This is a genomic window from Bacillus cereus group sp. MYBK220-1 (assembly GCF_051916445.1).
Lineage (GTDB): Bacteria > Bacillota > Bacilli > Bacillales > Bacillaceae_G > Bacillus_A > Bacillus_A cereus.
Map to the genome: position 1 here is coordinate 866,180 of NZ_JBQAGQ010000002.1, position 14,114 is coordinate 880,293.

Below are 14,114 nucleotides of genomic sequence, written 5' to 3' on the forward strand. Positions count from 1 at the left end.
AGAAAATAATGAAGGGCATTTTAGTTGTTATAATGATTTGCGCCGTGTATGCGGGTTTTTTACAATATCACATTTATAAGCATGGGCATATGAATGCAACCTACGATGCTGATTACATAATTGTACTAGGATCGAAAGTAAATGGGACGAAACCATCTTATTCATTGCAATATCGTATTGATAAAGCAGCTGAATATTTAAAATCACATGAGAAAACAATCGCTATCGTATCTGGAGGACAAGGAAAAGGCGAAGACATTTCAGAAGCATTAGCAATGAAACAAGGACTAATAAAACAAAATATTGCAGAAGACCGCATTATAATGGAGGACAAATCTACGAGTACAGATGAGAATATTACATTCTCAAAACCGTTAATTCCAGCCGATATGAAAAAAGGTATGATCGTAACAAACGATTTTCACATGTTTAGAGCGAAAAAAATAGCGGCCAAACAAGGTTTACAATTAGAAGGTCTTCCGGCAAAAACACCGAAACCAATCATCATTCCATCGAATGTACGAGAATATTTAGCAATTACAGAGTATTGGTTTATGAATCGAATATAGTGAAAGTGATCCCGTCTGAAACTCAGGCGGGATTTAGTTTGAGGAAAATCTTACAAATATGTCACGTTCGTGAAAGGTAAAGCGATAGTTTCTAGAATGATTTCCTGACATAATGAAGGTAACAAAAACTATTTAGAGGTGAATCGGATGAAAGGAAATAATATTTTATCTTCGTTATGTTACTTTAGTATCTTTTTTGCACCATTTTTACTACCAATTATCGTGTACTTTGTTGCAGAAGATGAAGTGAAGTATCACGCGAAAAAAGCATTTTGGTCACATGTTTTCCCATACGCAATCTTATTTGGAGGACTAGCAGTATCAGGTATGTACGGTTTAGGTTTCAATCAATCTGACGGTGCTGGAATTGGAATGGCTATCACATATGCAGGGTTCATTCTTGTAGGAATTTACTACTTCATTTGGAATATCGTAAAAGGTATTAAAGTTTTGAAAACGGCGTAATATGATAAGTGTAATTTCATTTACCGTATCGATAAACGTTTTAAAAAAGAGCAGTTCAAAAAGAATTGCTCTTTTTGTGCTTATAAGTTGTGAAAATTGAAAAAGATATGTTAATTTTTCATTATGAAGAGAAAAAAGGAGTGATTTTCATGAATGAGATCATACATAAGATGGAGCAACATGTTTCAGTTCGTAAATATAAAGAAGAATCAATTCCGAAAGATGTAGTAGAAAAGATGGTGCACGCTGCGCAACATGCAGCTTCATCACATTTTGTACAGGCGTATTCTGTTATATATGTAACAGATCAGGAATTAAAGGCTAAACTAGCAGAGCTATCCGGAAATCGTCATGTCAAGGACTGTGCAGCATTTTTTGTTTGTTGTGCAGATTTAAAACGACTTGAAATTGCATGTAAAAAACATAGTACAGAGATAAAGCATGAGGGAGTAGAAGACTTTATCGTTGCGACGGTAGATGCTTCGCTTTTTGCGCAAAACTTAGCACTAGCAGCAGAATCGCTAGGATACGGTATTTGTTATATTGGTGGTATTCGTAATAATCCGAGAGAAGTGAGTGAACTGCTTCATTTACCTGATAAAGTATATCCTGTATTCGGAATGACAGTCGGCGTACCAGATGAAGATCATGGAGTGAAACCACGTTTACCAGTAGCAGCAATCCTTCATGAAAATGGATATGATGAAAAGAAATATGATGAATTATTAAATGAATATGATGAAACGATGAGCGCGTATTATAAAGAAAGATCATCAAACAAGAAAAATGTAACATGGACGGAATCAATGAGTTCGTTTATGTCTAAAGAAAAAAGAATGCATATGAAAGAGTTCTTAAGTGAAAAAGGATTAAATAAGAAGTGAGTAAAGAGGCAAACCTGTGATGTAGGTTTGTCTTTTTGGGAAGGAGAAATACCTAAGGCCAGAAAGTTGTTTATTCTTTCTGAACTTAGGTATTTTGTTTGTTATCATATACATAGAAATAAAAATTAATAATTTTTTACAAAAGTGATAGAAAATGAGAATGAAATGCCAATAGTAAGTAAAAGCGGAATAATAGCCGCTGTTTATCGTTTTATTTAGTATTTGATTTGAAATGTTTATCTTATGAAAGAAAGATTATTGCTAATTGTAAACTGTCAATAAAGTTATTTAAGTTTTGATATGGAATACCCTGCCGGAAAATACAGCAATAATTTTGTTTGAACATATCTGTTATGGCACAATCTAAGGCATCTTCTATAACAAGTTCAAACTTTCAATAAGAAGATAACCCCCTGTACAACTTAAAAGAATATACGTAAATATTTTAAAAATTCGTTGATTAAGCCATTTGAAAATAATTTGACCTATAAACAAACCTAAAAATACAATTGGAATGGCATAAAAACTTGATTCCCAAATGGTTTTGTTTGTGCCAGTAAAGAGTATTTGGGTTACTAGACTAATGAAATATATAAACAGATAAAAAGCTAATGTAGTTGCTCTTAACTTCTCTTTTTCAGTATTAGTTCCTGTAAAATAAAGTAACAGGGGAGGACCTGGCATACCGATACTTGTCGTTAAAAGACCAGATAATCCGCCAACTATGAAATCTCTAGATTGTGTTGATCTAACCTTAACGTTGCATATTAGCAACAATGTTAATAGTAAGAGTAGGATGCTAACTGCTAATTTAAAAGTGTTTATGTTAACGGAAATGAAAATTAAAATGCCAAAAGGAACACCAACTATACTTCCAAAAATAAACCTTTTCAGTAGAACAAAATCAACGTCCATTCTTATTTTCCAAATGAGTGAAATGGAGATAATTAAAGATAAAATAATATTTATTTGTATAGCTTCTTGTGGTAGAAATAACATAAGTAAGAAAGGGGTTGCCATTATGGAAAAGCCAAAACCTGTACTTGCTTGCAAAATAGAAGCCACTAATATAATACATATGAAAATGAATGTGATACCCAAAACAGCCCTCCTATTTAATCAAGTTTAACTAGTTAAAGTCTATTATTTAAGTGCAATATTTCACAAACTTATTTGTATTTTAACATAAATATCTAGTTTTTTCTCAAATAGTGTTGCCATATAAGGCTCTTTAACTAAAAAATCTGACTTGTATTTTTAAACAATTTTATTATGGGGAAACAAATAATGAGTGGGATCAAAATGTATTGATTATCATTAAATTATTCACTGAGATCCCCGCGGTAAAACAAGAACAGCCATATAAAACTTACAAAAATACAGCATGTAGCTAATAAACAGCCAATCATTTGAGGAGAAAGAATTTCTAACAGCCCTCCTGTAAAAAACATCGATAACTGAATAAGAGATCCGTAAATAGAATAATGGAATGAAAAAACTTTACCTATCATATTTTCGTGTGTGTAAGTTTGAAGTAATGTCGTATCAAGTGGAACGATAATTCCTCCTGCTATACGCATACAGAATAAAGTAATGATACCGATAATAAGTTGATCGGATAGAATGAATCCGAGAAAGAAAATTCCTTGTAATAAGTAGGCCCAACCGAATACTTTTTTCATTTTTTCTTTATTATGGGATATATAAAGATTAACGAGAAGGCTTCCTATCATAAGCCCAGCCCCTTGAACCGTATATAAAATCCCAATGTTCGTATGGAAAATTTTTTCGGCATAGATCGTTAGAAGTAGTTGATAAGCGCCTCCAATAATCCCCCATGAAATGCCGACAAGAATTAATGTTAAAATGATTTTTGTTTGTAATATGTATGTATAACCACCTTTTATATCAGTGAAAAATGCTTTGTTCTTGTTACAAGTATCATGAGCAGGAATACTCATATTATAAATAAAATAGGCGGAAAGAAAGTATGATAGGCTATTTACTAAAAAAGCGAACTCAATATGTAAAGATTGTGCAATTACTCCGCCCAAAGAAGCCCCCATAATAGACATAAAACCATTAATTGTACTAGAAAGAGAGTTAGCAGTTACGAAATGATTTTGGTGTACGATATTTTTTAGGGTTGCTTGTTTAGCCGGTCCAAATAAACAAGCAAGTACAGATAAACATATATTAGCAATGAAAATAATCTCAATTTTATAGCCTGCGAGTAAGTATGTAAGGACTAGAATTCCCCGTGTAATATCGGTAAAAATCATAATATTCTTTTTAGAGAAACGATCTACAATTCCGCCTATGAATGGACTAAGAAGAAGCTGTGGTAAACTTTTACTTATAAAAGTAAGTGCGATCATAAACGGCGATTCCGTTATGCTGTAGACAAATGTTAATAAAGCTACAGTATGAAACCAATCCCCAAGTACACTTAATGTTTGCCCATAAAATAGTTTATTGAAGTTTTTATTTGTTTTAAGAAGTGTGGAATAAGAAACCGACATAAATAGATTACTCCCTATGTAATGACGATGTTTGAATTTGTTCTTTCCACTCACTTAAATACACTTTTTCCGCTGTAGAAAGTCCAACAGGTAATTGTGCAATCAATTCTAAACTATTTCCATCAGGGTCGTTAAAGTATACGGCTGCATGTGCTAATTCCGGAAAAACAATCGGTTCAATTGGTTCCATTCCAAAGTCTTTTCGTGCTGAAATTCCTTTTTGATTTAGCCAATGAATCGCATTTTCTAAATCATGTAAACTTACTTGAAAGGCGATATGTCGTAAAGAGGGGTGATAATTCACTTTGTATTCTGTGCCTTCCCAAAGGCCGAGCCAACTCTCATTTTCTTTAATCCAAAAGAAAGCAATATTATCTCCTCTTTTATATAATTTTAGCCCTAGTGATTCATAAAAAGGTATTGATACTTTTAAGTTGCGGACAGGTAAATGTGCTTCGTAAAGACCTCTAATCATTGTAATCCCCCTTAGTAAAAATGTTTCTTATTCCATAGTAAACAATATGTTGCTAGTTGAAATCGCAAATAAGAGGGATGTAAATTCATACGAAAGTATGAAAAAAACAGCTCATATTTGAGCTGTTTTTCTATAGTTTTTCGTTCATTTTTCAAGGATAGGATATATTAATATCCGTATCCGCCGCCACCCCAACAGCTACATCCGATGATGATTAGAAGGATGAATAGTACGATAAGCAAAGCAAATCCACCGCCGAAACCAGCGCAACTTCCACCATAACTCATATGTTTTCCTCCTTTTTAGTAAGTTAATCTATATGGTTCATGGACTACTATATACAGTATGTTTTTTGTATAGAAAACGAGCCAGTCTCATTTATAATTAGACAAATGCCTGTAGATTCATTAGGATTGCATGTTAGTGATTTGTAAATAAACCTTTACGTAATTCATAATTTAGGCATAAAAAATAAAAAATTGTAAAAAAAACCATTTTCTTATTTTTTTATGAGAGAATATGTACTATAATTTTACAAGTAATATTATGGGAAAAGGGAGTTTTAGTATAGAGATGGAGATGGGACAATTAAAAAATAAAATAGAAAACAAAAAGAAAGAGTTAATTCAACTTGTTGCGAGACACGGATTGGATCATGATAAAGTTTTGTTATTTAGTCGTGATTTAGATATACTTATTAATAAGTTTATGAACATAAAAGACAAAGTGCATAAATAAAATTTATAGTTTTTTATATTAAGATGTTTCACAGGAAGGAGAGGAAAGTAATTGGAACATTTACAGGAAGAATTGTATAAACAAATAAAAGAAGAAAAAGGTACAGTTACAATTTTCTTAAAGAGTGGCGTTAGAATAGTAGGAGAAATTGTTGGAGTGGATAAATTTACAGTTTTAATCTTAGTGGATGGAAAACAACAGCTTATTTATAAGCAGGCTATATCAACAATAATGAAATAAGACACTCTTGTTGAGTGTCTTATTTCATTATTGCTTGCATGCCTCAACATCAATGCCGGCAGCAATTAACTTCTTTTCTCCATCTTGTTCAATAATTTTTTGTAATTTAGATAGGAAAGAATCAAAGTTTGTATGCTTTGCTACTTGGAACGTCATTTTATGTTCAATTGGTAGCCACGTATCAATATCAGCTTCGTTATGCTGGATTTTCACCTCAAGTTTATCGAGTGCATTAGCAACTTTTGCTTCGTACGTTTCTTTCGCTTCAAACTCTATCCATAAGTCATATAATTCCTCACCGAGAGAACCTGTTAATGTTTGTTTAATATTTAAAATAGCTTCTAGTTCATTTTTTTGTTTTTGTAGCTGTAATTCATGACTATTCATTGTATCAAATGCAGGGATATCACCAGCTTCGGCTTCGACTAGGTCGTGAATAATAACCATTTTAAGTAATTTCTCAATATTTACTTTTTGATCCAAATAAGGTTCAACTAAAATGGCCATTAGAGACATACGCCATGTATGTTCGGCAACACTTTCTTGACGTCCGTTGGAAAGCCAGCTATGTCGCATTTCATATTTTAGTTTTTCTGCTAATGCAATGACTTGTAAAATGTTGTGTTCCATCGTGATCCTCCTCATTTATTCATAATATAATTCTAATATAGAAATGAAATGTGTCAATTTCATGAGTATATTGCGATAAACAGATGATGAGCGTATAATACATGTTATATGTCAAAACGTATTATTAAAATAAAAAAATGTTATATAAAAATGGAAAGGAAAGGGCAGAAATATGGGAGAGAAAAATCAAGTATTAGCTAGACCACAAAGAAGAAAAAGGAAGTTTGATATTTCTAGCCCAGTGGGCATTATAGTAGGTTTCATTATAGTGATAGCGGCAATTATGCTTGGCGGCGGTGGAATAAAAGCTTTCAAAAACTTTTTAGATGTTTCATCTATTTTAATTGTCATAGGGGGAACAACAGCGACAATTGTTGTGGCATATCGATTTGGAGAAATAAAAAAATATACGAAAAGCATTTTTACTGTTTTACATAGAAGAGAAGAAGATTTAGAACAGTTAACGGATTTGTTTGTCGATTTTTCGAAAAAGTCTAAAAAGAACGGCTTGCTTTCTTTAGAGGTAGATGGAGAGCAAGTGGATAATCCTTTTATTCAAAAAGGAATTCGATTAATGTTAAGCGGTTACGATGAAGATGAATTAAAAGAAGTGTTATTGAAAGATATTGAAACGGAAGTGTATGAGTTAAGAAAAGGAGCAGCATTATTAGATAAAATTGGTGATTTTGCTCCAGCTTGGGGCATGATAGGGACTTTAATTGGTCTTATCATTATGCTCCAAAACTTACAAGATACATCGCAAATTGGTACAGGGATGGCAGTTGCGATGTTAACGACATTATATGGGTCTGTACTTGCGAATATGATTGTAATCCCTCTTGCGGAAAAAGTATATCGTGGTATTGAAGATTTATATACAGAGAAGAAGTTTATAATAGAAGCAATTTCAGAATTGTATCGTGGACAAATCCCTTCTAAATTAAAGTTGAAACTGGATACATACGTATACGAAACAAAGGTAAAAAAGGTAAAAGGAGCAGCCTAATATTTCAAGGAGTGGTATGATGAGTAAAGGACCGCAAAAGGGATCACCTCGTTGGATGACGACTTTTACAGATTTAACGATGTTATTATTAACTTTCTTTGTATTACTAGTTGCTACATCAAAGCAAGATGCAGTAAAATTGTCAAAGATGCTTGAAAAGTTTAGTGATACGGGGCAAGTAGATGCAAAAGTAATGGAAAATACAATACCAGATATTTCACATGAAAAAAATGATGAAAAAATGATCTCAAAAAAGAGAATGGATGAATTATATAAGAAGTTAAAAGCGTATGTAGATAATAACGGTATTAGTCAAGTGAATGTATATCGGGAGGATACAGGGGTAAGCGTCGTTATAGTAGATAATTTAATATTTGATACAGGCGATGCAAACGTTAAGCCCGAAGCGAAAGGGATAATAAGTCAATTAGTTGGATTTTTTCAATCCGTACCTAACCCAATTGTTGTAGAGGGACATACAGATAGTAGACCTATTCATAACGAGAAATTCCCTTCTAATTGGGAGTTATCTTCAGCACGAGCGGCAAATATGATTCACCATTTAATTGAAGTGTATAATGTGGATGATAAAAGGCTAGCTGCGGTAGGATATGCAGACACAAAGCCAATTGTACCAAATGATTCACCGCAAAACTGGGAAAAAAACCGTCGCGTTGTTATTTATATAAAAGAGTAGTATATTATTATTTTAATAATAAAATAATAAAAATACGAAAATTCTTTTAAAAAAATATTAAATTTTATCATTTTATTTTGTATAATGAGTGAGAATGATAAGGTGAAATATTAAGATATATTTATACATAGAAGGAGAGAATTAAAAAGAATGGCACATAAAATTTTAGTAGTAGACGATGCGATGTTTATGCGAACGATGATTAAAAACTTATTAAAAAGTAATGCTGACTTTGAAGTTATCGGCGAAGCAGAGAATGGGGTAGAAGCGATTCAAAAGTATAAAGAACTTCAACCTGATATTGTAACATTAGATATTACTATGCCAGAAATGGACGGGCTTGAAGCATTAAAAGAAATTATTAAAATTGATTCAAGTGCAAAGGTTGTTATTTGTTCTGCAATGGGACAACAAGGTATGGTATTAGATGCAATTAAGGGCGGGGCAAAAGACTTTATTGTAAAGCCATTCCAAGCGGATCGTGTAATTGAAGCTTTAACAAAAGTAGCAAATAGTTAATATAGAAGGGGTGCCACAAGGAATCAAAACAGTGATAGCGGATCGACGTGTGGCCCCCTTTTTTCTCATTGTAAAACACTAAATTGTTATACATAAATGAAATGTTTGTTAGACAGGTAGGGGATAAAAATGCAAACAGATCTATTAAATATATTTTTCGAAGAGTCAGAAGAACATTTACAGTCGCTAAATGAAAATGTGCTAGTGTTAGAACAAAATCCTGCTGATATGGATGTTGTAGGAGAAATATTCCGATCCGCTCATACATTCAAAGGTATGTCTGCGAGCATGGAATTTACGGAAATGGCTGATTTAACGCATAAGATGGAAAATGTGTTAGATGAAATTCGTCATGGAAATATAGTTGTAAATGCGGATATTATTGATGTGATTTTTGAGTGCATTGATAATTTGGAGAAGATGGTTGCAGATGTGCAACAAGGTGGAATGGGCAATATTGATGTAGCCTCAACTAAACAGAAATTAGAAGCATTATTGAACGGCAATGTAGAAACTCCTACGGAACATATAGAGCAAAATCATATAGACACCGATGATGGAGTTTCGCATGAAGTGCATATAACAGTTGAACAGCAAGCGATTTTAAAAGCAGTACGTGCCATTATGTGTATTGAAGCATTGCAAAATGTAGGGAATATACAAAAAACAGCTCCGAGTATTGAAGAAATTGAAGCAGATGCTTTCGGATTTGAATTTACAGTATTTATGGATACGGATTGTAGTATAGAAGAGTTGAAACAAGTAGTACTTCATGTTTCTGAAATTGAGAAAGTGGAAGTAAAGCAAGGAGAACCTATATCGAAGGAAGTAGCTTCTAAAAAAGTCGTGACACAAGAAGTTGTGCAAGTAGAAGAAAAGCTACAACCTGCTGTGGTTACGCAAGTAAAATCACCGATAGAGGCAACGAATCAACCTTCAAGTACTATGCCAGCTAAAAGTACTACAAAAACGAAAAATGCTAAAGTGGAGAATCGTTCAATTCGTGTTCAATTAGAGAAAATCGAAAGATTAATGAATATGTTTGAAGAAAGTGTAATTGAACGTGGGCGCATTGATGAATTGGCTCAAACAATTCAAAACAAGGAGCTAATTGAACATTTAAATCGATTAGGCGATATTTCAAAAGATATTCAAAATGTACTATTAAATATGCGTATGGTGCCGATTGAAACTGTGTTCAATCGTTTCCCGCGTATGGTACGTATGTTAGCGAAAGATTTAGGGAAAAAAATCGATTTACAAATTACAGGTGAAGATACTGAAGTAGATAAAATTGTTATTGATGAAATCGGTGATCCGCTCGTTCATTTAATTCGAAATGCAATCGATCACGGTGTTGAAACTGTTGAAAAACGACGTGATGCAGGTAAAAATGAGACAGGTACGATTAAATTAGAAGCCTTTCATAGTGGAAATCATGTCGTTATTCAAATTACGGATGATGGAAACGGTATTAATAAAGGGAAAGTATTAGAAAAAGCGATTAAAAATGGCGTTGTAACTGAAGCGGATGCGAATAGATTAACAGATCGTGAAGTGTTTGATCTTATTTTCCAACCAGGATTTAGTACAGCTGAAGTTGTATCAGATCTTTCTGGACGCGGTGTCGGATTAGATGTTGTAAAACATACGATTCATAGTTTAGGTGGACATTTAATTATTGATTCTGAGGAAGGAAAGGGAAGTACATTTAGAATTGAACTTCCATTAACGTTGTCTATTATTCAATCTATGCTTGTTCAAACGAATGATAAGCGTTATGCTTTACCTCTTGGAAATATCGTTGAAGCAATTCGAATTAAGAGAGAAGACATCCAATCCTTACAAGGGAAAGATGTGTTAAATTATCGTAATCAAATTATTGAAGTGAAACATTTAAGTACTGTATTTGGTGAAAAAACAGTAGATGAGGCGTTTGCGTCATATGATGGTCAAATGGTTCCTGTGTTAATTGTTCGTAATACACATCGCAGCTATGGACTTATTGTAAACACAATTATCGGTCAAAGAGAAATAGTCTTAAAGTCATTAGGTGACTTCTTTGCAGAGAGTTCTAACTATTTCTCTGGTGCGACGATTCTCGGTGATGGACGAGTGGTCCTCATTTTAAACCCAGAAGGTTTATAATAGGAATGAAGGAAAGCTCCCCACTTGTATACAATTGGGGAGCTTTTTGGCTAATTGCTACGAATCTAATAATGGGATACATAGTAACGTTTTATACTAATGAGTTTGCTAAAATAAGAGTTTATATTATTTGATAGAAAAACAGAAATGAGGAGGCAGGGAAAATGCCTGAGCAACACACAAAAGGGGATACGAGCACGATTGTGCTAGAAAAAGAAAATGAGCATTTAACGCCTCAAGAATGCGATATTCTTGGCGAAATTGCAAATATATCATTTGGTTCAGCTTCGACTGTATTATCAACAATTTTAAATAGGCAAGTAAGCATTACTGCTCCTCGCATAGAGTTGGTAGATTTATATGATTCAAGAGATGTCGAAGTTCCACATGTTGTATTAAACATTCATTTTACAAAAGGATTAGATATGGAAAACCTTCTTGTCCTTAAGCAAGATGTTGCATTATCCATTGCTGATTTAATGATGATGGGAACAGGTGAAGTGGAGGACGGAAAAGAACTTGGTGAATTAGAGCTAAGTGCTGTACAAGAAGCGATGAATCAAATGATGGGATTCGCAGCTACATCTATGTCGGAATTCTTCCAAGATACAGTAGATATGTCTCCGCCGACGATTAAAGTTGTAAAGTTATCAGAAGAAATGGAGAAAATCTCTGAAATCGATGGGAATCATACGATTGTTAAAGTGTCGTTTGATTTAAAGATAGATAATCTTGTAAACTCTAAACTTGTACAAATTGTTTCAGTTGAGCATGCGAAACAAATGGTAAATAAATTAATGCAATTATCTGGTGAAGTAGAAGAAACAGTCGAACCATCAGAAGTAGTGGAAACTGAGATTGTAGAAGAACAAGTTGAAAAAGAGCATTTAACACAAGAAGAGAAAGATGTGCTTGGTGAAATTGCAAATATTTCAATTGGTTCCGCTTCAACAGTATTGTCAACGCTTTTAAATCAGCCAGTTACAATTAGTACACCAAATGTGGAAGCAATTAATGTTCGTCATTATGATGGAGTACCAGTGCCATTTGTTATTTTAAATGTCGACTTTGTTGAAGGGCTAAAGAATGAGAATGTATTCGTATTTACGAAAGATGTCGCCTTAACAATGGTAGATTTAATGATGATGGGAACAGGGGAAGTTGATCCGGAAAAAGAGCTTACTGAATTAGAACTGAGCGGTATTAAAGAAATTATGAACCAAATGATGGGTCATGCTGCTACGGCGATGTCAGAAATGTTCCAAGAAAAAATGGACATGACGCCGCCAAATGTTAAATTTGTAACGTTAAAAGAAGAAATGGAGTATTTGGGAGAGTCAATGGAAGTGGACGAACTCGTTCAAATTACGTTCAATCTTGAAATTGGTGATCTGCTTCAATCGAAAATGTATCAAATTTTGCCAATTTCTGAAGCGAAAGAAATGGTAAGGCGACTTCTGTATCCGATGGTGGAAGAAGAAGAGATTGCCACAGAAGAAATTGAAGAAGAAAAAATTGTAGAACCAGTTGTGCAACCTATTGAATTTAAAGAAGTAAAACAAATGGAACCAGTATATATGGACACGTCCATTCTACAAAATGTAGAAATGAACGTGAAATTTGTATTTGGAAGTACAGTGAAAACGATTCAAGATATATTAAGTTTACAAGAAAATGAAGCAGTTGTGCTAGATGAGGATATTGATGAACCAATTCGTATTTATGTAAATGATGTATTAGTGGCGTATGGTGAACTTGTAAATGTAGATGGATTTTTCGGAGTAAAAGTGACGAAATCACTATAAGGCATTGAAATAGGAGTTTGAACTAGTAGATGAAAAACGTAAAGTTTTTTCTAATGAGTTGGCTATGCATACATGTATGCTTGTTCTTCCCCTTGCAAAGTCAGGCTGAGGAACAAATTGAGTCAGATCAAAAAATAAATGAAGTGAATGTACAAGAAGAAAATAAGGAATCTCAAGAATCGTCAGAGCAAGTGGAAACGAAGCAAGATGAAGAGAAACAAAAAGAAGCAGAACAACAAGAAGTAGTAAATAAACAATTGAGTGAAAGAAAGATAGAAACAGAACAGGGAATTATTACAGTAAATAAGCCGGAGCTTAAAGTTGGCGAAGAGGTGCGAATTGCTGTAGAACCAAATGGGAAAAACATTCAAAGTATGAAAGGTATATTGCAGTTACAAAAAAATGGGGAGCAATATGCGCAAGAAAGAATGTTATCTTTTGAGTATGATGAAGAAACGAAGAGCTGGGTTGCTAACTATAAAGCAGGGGATTTTGATTTGCAAGGTGATTGGAATCTTCAGCTCGTTCAAAGTTACAAAGAGAATGAGAAAGAAGAGCTCATAAAAAATGAAGTGAAAGTCCCGCTCATTCGTATTAAAAATGAAACGCCAACTATAGATAAAGAATTGCCAAAGTTACAGAAAGTTACTATTGATGAAGTAAAAGAGAACTTAGTTGAACGAAAACAGGGAGATTCTATACATATACGAGTAAAAGCATCAGATATAGAATCGGTTGTAAAAGAAGTGCGCGTTACATTAAAAGGGAAAGAAAATAAAGAGCTTTCGTTTTTATTAGACTACAACAAGCATGATATGGATTGGCAAAAAGTATTTGAAATAACAGAAGCATTGCCGGCTGGGCCATACGAATTACTTGTAGAGATAATAGATGCAGCAGGTAATAAACTTGTTGAGGAAAGTGAATATACCATTTCTGTTTTGGCGCCAAAAAATGAAGATGATAAAAAGATAGAAGAGAAAGAAGATAAATTAGATAAATTAGATAATAAACTAGAAAATGAATTAGAAGATAAGAAAGAAAATGAGAAGCAAGAAGATTCCAAAGTCAAAAACCCGGTTCCAGAAGAAAATTTGCCAGTTGTTCAAATTCCGAAGCGAGATGAGAAAGTAAATAAGTTTATAAAAGAACCGTTGAAAGAGAAAGAGGAATTTACTTACGTTATAAAAGAGCCGTTCGAAGACAACAAGGAAGTACATAAGGCGAAGGACCAAAAAGAGAAAAATAACAAACAAGTTGCCTCTAAAAAGAAAGAACAAAAAGAAGAACCGAAAGACAAGAAAGAAGAAAAAGGTGAACAGGGAGTGCAAGCTTCTGATGTGTTTACTATCATGTCAGGTTTATTCGTACTGTTTTTAGTTTTAAAGAGTAATAAAGAATGGGGCTAATTATTTC

Annotated in this window: 16 protein-coding genes; 11 read left to right on the forward strand and 5 right to left on the reverse strand. The window is 33.5% G+C overall.

Annotated features, from left to right (window positions below; all coding sequences use genetic code 11):
- The first annotated feature begins 32 nt into the window (after positions 1-32).
- The 3 genes from ACTFRU_RS11395 to nfsA all read left to right on the forward strand — a co-directional run bounded on the left by ACTFRU_RS11395 (position 33) and on the right by nfsA (position 1,918).
- On the forward strand, positions 33-569 hold the full coding sequence (locus ACTFRU_RS11395) for a YdcF family protein (protein ID WP_440037694.1): 537 nt from the start codon (positions 33-35) through the stop codon (positions 567-569).
- A gap of 147 nt (positions 570-716) precedes the next feature.
- Positions 717-1,034, forward strand: coding sequence for a DUF4870 domain-containing protein (locus tag ACTFRU_RS11400; RefSeq protein WP_016124336.1), 318 nt, complete (start codon positions 717-719; stop codon positions 1,032-1,034).
- A gap of 149 nt (positions 1,035-1,183) precedes the next feature.
- A complete protein-coding gene (gene nfsA, locus ACTFRU_RS11405) occupies positions 1,184-1,918 on the forward strand; it encodes an oxygen-insensitive NADPH nitroreductase (RefSeq protein WP_016122206.1) in 735 nt (244 codons plus the stop codon).
- Between the two features lie 375 nt (positions 1,919-2,293).
- On the opposite strand, the gene ACTFRU_RS11410 is transcribed toward nfsA, so the two are convergent.
- The 4 genes from ACTFRU_RS11410 to ACTFRU_RS11425 all read right to left on the reverse strand — a co-directional run bounded on the left by ACTFRU_RS11410 (position 2,294) and on the right by ACTFRU_RS11425 (position 5,202).
- Positions 2,294-3,019, reverse strand: a complete 726-nt coding sequence (locus ACTFRU_RS11410; protein ID WP_000513085.1) for a sulfite exporter TauE/SafE family protein — start codon at positions 3,017-3,019, stop codon at positions 2,294-2,296.
- Between the two features lie 221 nt (positions 3,020-3,240).
- Positions 3,241-4,440: an MFS transporter gene (locus ACTFRU_RS11415; protein ID WP_137074111.1), complete on the reverse strand. Its 1,200-nt coding sequence runs from the start codon at positions 4,438-4,440 to the stop codon at positions 3,241-3,243.
- A gap of 7 nt (positions 4,441-4,447) precedes the next feature.
- Positions 4,448-4,915, reverse strand: a complete 468-nt coding sequence (locus tag ACTFRU_RS11420; RefSeq protein WP_137074112.1) for a VOC family protein — start codon at positions 4,913-4,915, stop codon at positions 4,448-4,450.
- Positions 4,916-5,082: 167 nt separating this feature from the next.
- Positions 5,083-5,202, reverse strand: coding sequence for a YjcZ family sporulation protein (locus ACTFRU_RS11425; protein ID WP_000120179.1), 120 nt, complete (start codon positions 5,200-5,202; stop codon positions 5,083-5,085).
- Positions 5,203-5,434: 232 nt separating this feature from the next.
- Between ACTFRU_RS11425 and ACTFRU_RS11430 the strand changes: the two genes are divergently transcribed.
- Entirely contained in the window at positions 5,435-5,653 is a 219-nt protein-coding gene (locus tag ACTFRU_RS11430) for an aspartyl-phosphate phosphatase Spo0E family protein (RefSeq protein WP_000291688.1), read from the forward strand.
- A 51-nt stretch (positions 5,654-5,704) separates the two neighbouring features.
- Positions 5,705-5,893, forward strand: coding sequence for an RNA chaperone Hfq (gene hfq, locus ACTFRU_RS11435; protein WP_025688342.1), 189 nt, complete (start codon positions 5,705-5,707; stop codon positions 5,891-5,893).
- A 27-nt stretch (positions 5,894-5,920) separates the two neighbouring features.
- On the opposite strand, the gene ACTFRU_RS11440 is transcribed toward hfq, so the two are convergent.
- Positions 5,921-6,523, reverse strand: a complete 603-nt coding sequence (locus tag ACTFRU_RS11440; protein ID WP_000400766.1) for an HD domain-containing protein — start codon at positions 6,521-6,523, stop codon at positions 5,921-5,923.
- A 172-nt stretch (positions 6,524-6,695) separates the two neighbouring features.
- Here ACTFRU_RS11440 and ACTFRU_RS11445 point away from each other — a divergent pair, with 172 nt between their 5' ends.
- The 6 genes from ACTFRU_RS11445 to ACTFRU_RS11470 all read left to right on the forward strand — a co-directional run bounded on the left by ACTFRU_RS11445 (position 6,696) and on the right by ACTFRU_RS11470 (position 14,107).
- Positions 6,696-7,529, forward strand: a complete 834-nt coding sequence (locus ACTFRU_RS11445) for a flagellar motor protein MotP (protein WP_440037649.1) — start codon at positions 6,696-6,698, stop codon at positions 7,527-7,529.
- A gap of 19 nt (positions 7,530-7,548) precedes the next feature.
- The gene (locus tag ACTFRU_RS11450) at positions 7,549-8,226 is read left to right on the forward strand and encodes an OmpA family protein (RefSeq protein ID WP_000033627.1); all 678 of its coding nucleotides are present in this window, start codon (positions 7,549-7,551) and stop codon (positions 8,224-8,226) included.
- Between the two features lie 150 nt (positions 8,227-8,376).
- A complete protein-coding gene (locus ACTFRU_RS11455; protein WP_000940565.1) occupies positions 8,377-8,745 on the forward strand; it encodes a response regulator in 369 nt (122 codons plus the stop codon).
- A 129-nt stretch (positions 8,746-8,874) separates the two neighbouring features.
- On the forward strand, positions 8,875-10,893 hold the full coding sequence (locus tag ACTFRU_RS11460; RefSeq protein WP_001192618.1) for a chemotaxis protein CheA: 2,019 nt from the start codon (positions 8,875-8,877) through the stop codon (positions 10,891-10,893).
- A gap of 164 nt (positions 10,894-11,057) precedes the next feature.
- On the forward strand, positions 11,058-12,698 hold the full coding sequence (locus ACTFRU_RS11465) for a flagellar motor switch protein (protein ID WP_001115005.1): 1,641 nt from the start codon (positions 11,058-11,060) through the stop codon (positions 12,696-12,698).
- Between the two features lie 29 nt (positions 12,699-12,727).
- Positions 12,728-14,107, forward strand: a complete 1,380-nt coding sequence (locus ACTFRU_RS11470; RefSeq protein WP_226369100.1) for a transglycosylase — start codon at positions 12,728-12,730, stop codon at positions 14,105-14,107.
- The last annotated feature ends 7 nt before the right edge of the window (positions 14,108-14,114 follow it).

What these genes read in the sequence shown, in the direction of transcription:
- ACTFRU_RS11395 (WP_440037694.1), top strand. Translation starts at nt 33, where the DNA reads ATGATTTGCGCCGTGTATGCGGGTTTTTTACAATATCACATTTATAAG.
- ACTFRU_RS11400 (WP_016124336.1), top strand. Translation starts at nt 717, where the DNA reads ATGAAAGGAAATAATATTTTATCTTCGTTATGTTACTTTAGTATCTTT.
- nfsA (WP_016122206.1), top strand. Translation starts at nt 1,184, where the DNA reads ATGAATGAGATCATACATAAGATGGAGCAACATGTTTCAGTTCGTAAA.
- ACTFRU_RS11415 (WP_137074111.1), bottom strand. Translation starts at nt 4,440, where the DNA reads ATGTCGGTTTCTTATTCCACACTTCTTAAAACAAATAAAAACTTCAAT.
- ACTFRU_RS11420 (WP_137074112.1), bottom strand. Translation starts at nt 4,915, where the DNA reads ATGATTAGAGGTCTTTACGAAGCACATTTACCTGTCCGCAACTTAAAA.
- ACTFRU_RS11425 (WP_000120179.1), bottom strand. Translation starts at nt 5,202, where the DNA reads ATGAGTTATGGTGGAAGTTGCGCTGGTTTCGGCGGTGGATTTGCTTTG.
- ACTFRU_RS11430 (WP_000291688.1), top strand. Translation starts at nt 5,435, where the DNA reads ATGTACTATAATTTTACAAGTAATATTATGGGAAAAGGGAGTTTTAGT.
- ACTFRU_RS11440 (WP_000400766.1), bottom strand. Translation starts at nt 6,523, where the DNA reads ATGGAACACAACATTTTACAAGTCATTGCATTAGCAGAAAAACTAAAA.
- ACTFRU_RS11445 (WP_440037649.1), top strand. Translation starts at nt 6,696, where the DNA reads ATGGGAGAGAAAAATCAAGTATTAGCTAGACCACAAAGAAGAAAAAGG.
- ACTFRU_RS11450 (WP_000033627.1), top strand. Translation starts at nt 7,549, where the DNA reads ATGAGTAAAGGACCGCAAAAGGGATCACCTCGTTGGATGACGACTTTT.
- ACTFRU_RS11455 (WP_000940565.1), top strand. Translation starts at nt 8,377, where the DNA reads ATGGCACATAAAATTTTAGTAGTAGACGATGCGATGTTTATGCGAACG.
- ACTFRU_RS11460 (WP_001192618.1), top strand. Translation starts at nt 8,875, where the DNA reads ATGCAAACAGATCTATTAAATATATTTTTCGAAGAGTCAGAAGAACAT.
- ACTFRU_RS11465 (WP_001115005.1), top strand. Translation starts at nt 11,058, where the DNA reads ATGCCTGAGCAACACACAAAAGGGGATACGAGCACGATTGTGCTAGAA.
- ACTFRU_RS11470 (WP_226369100.1), top strand. Translation starts at nt 12,728, where the DNA reads ATGAAAAACGTAAAGTTTTTTCTAATGAGTTGGCTATGCATACATGTA.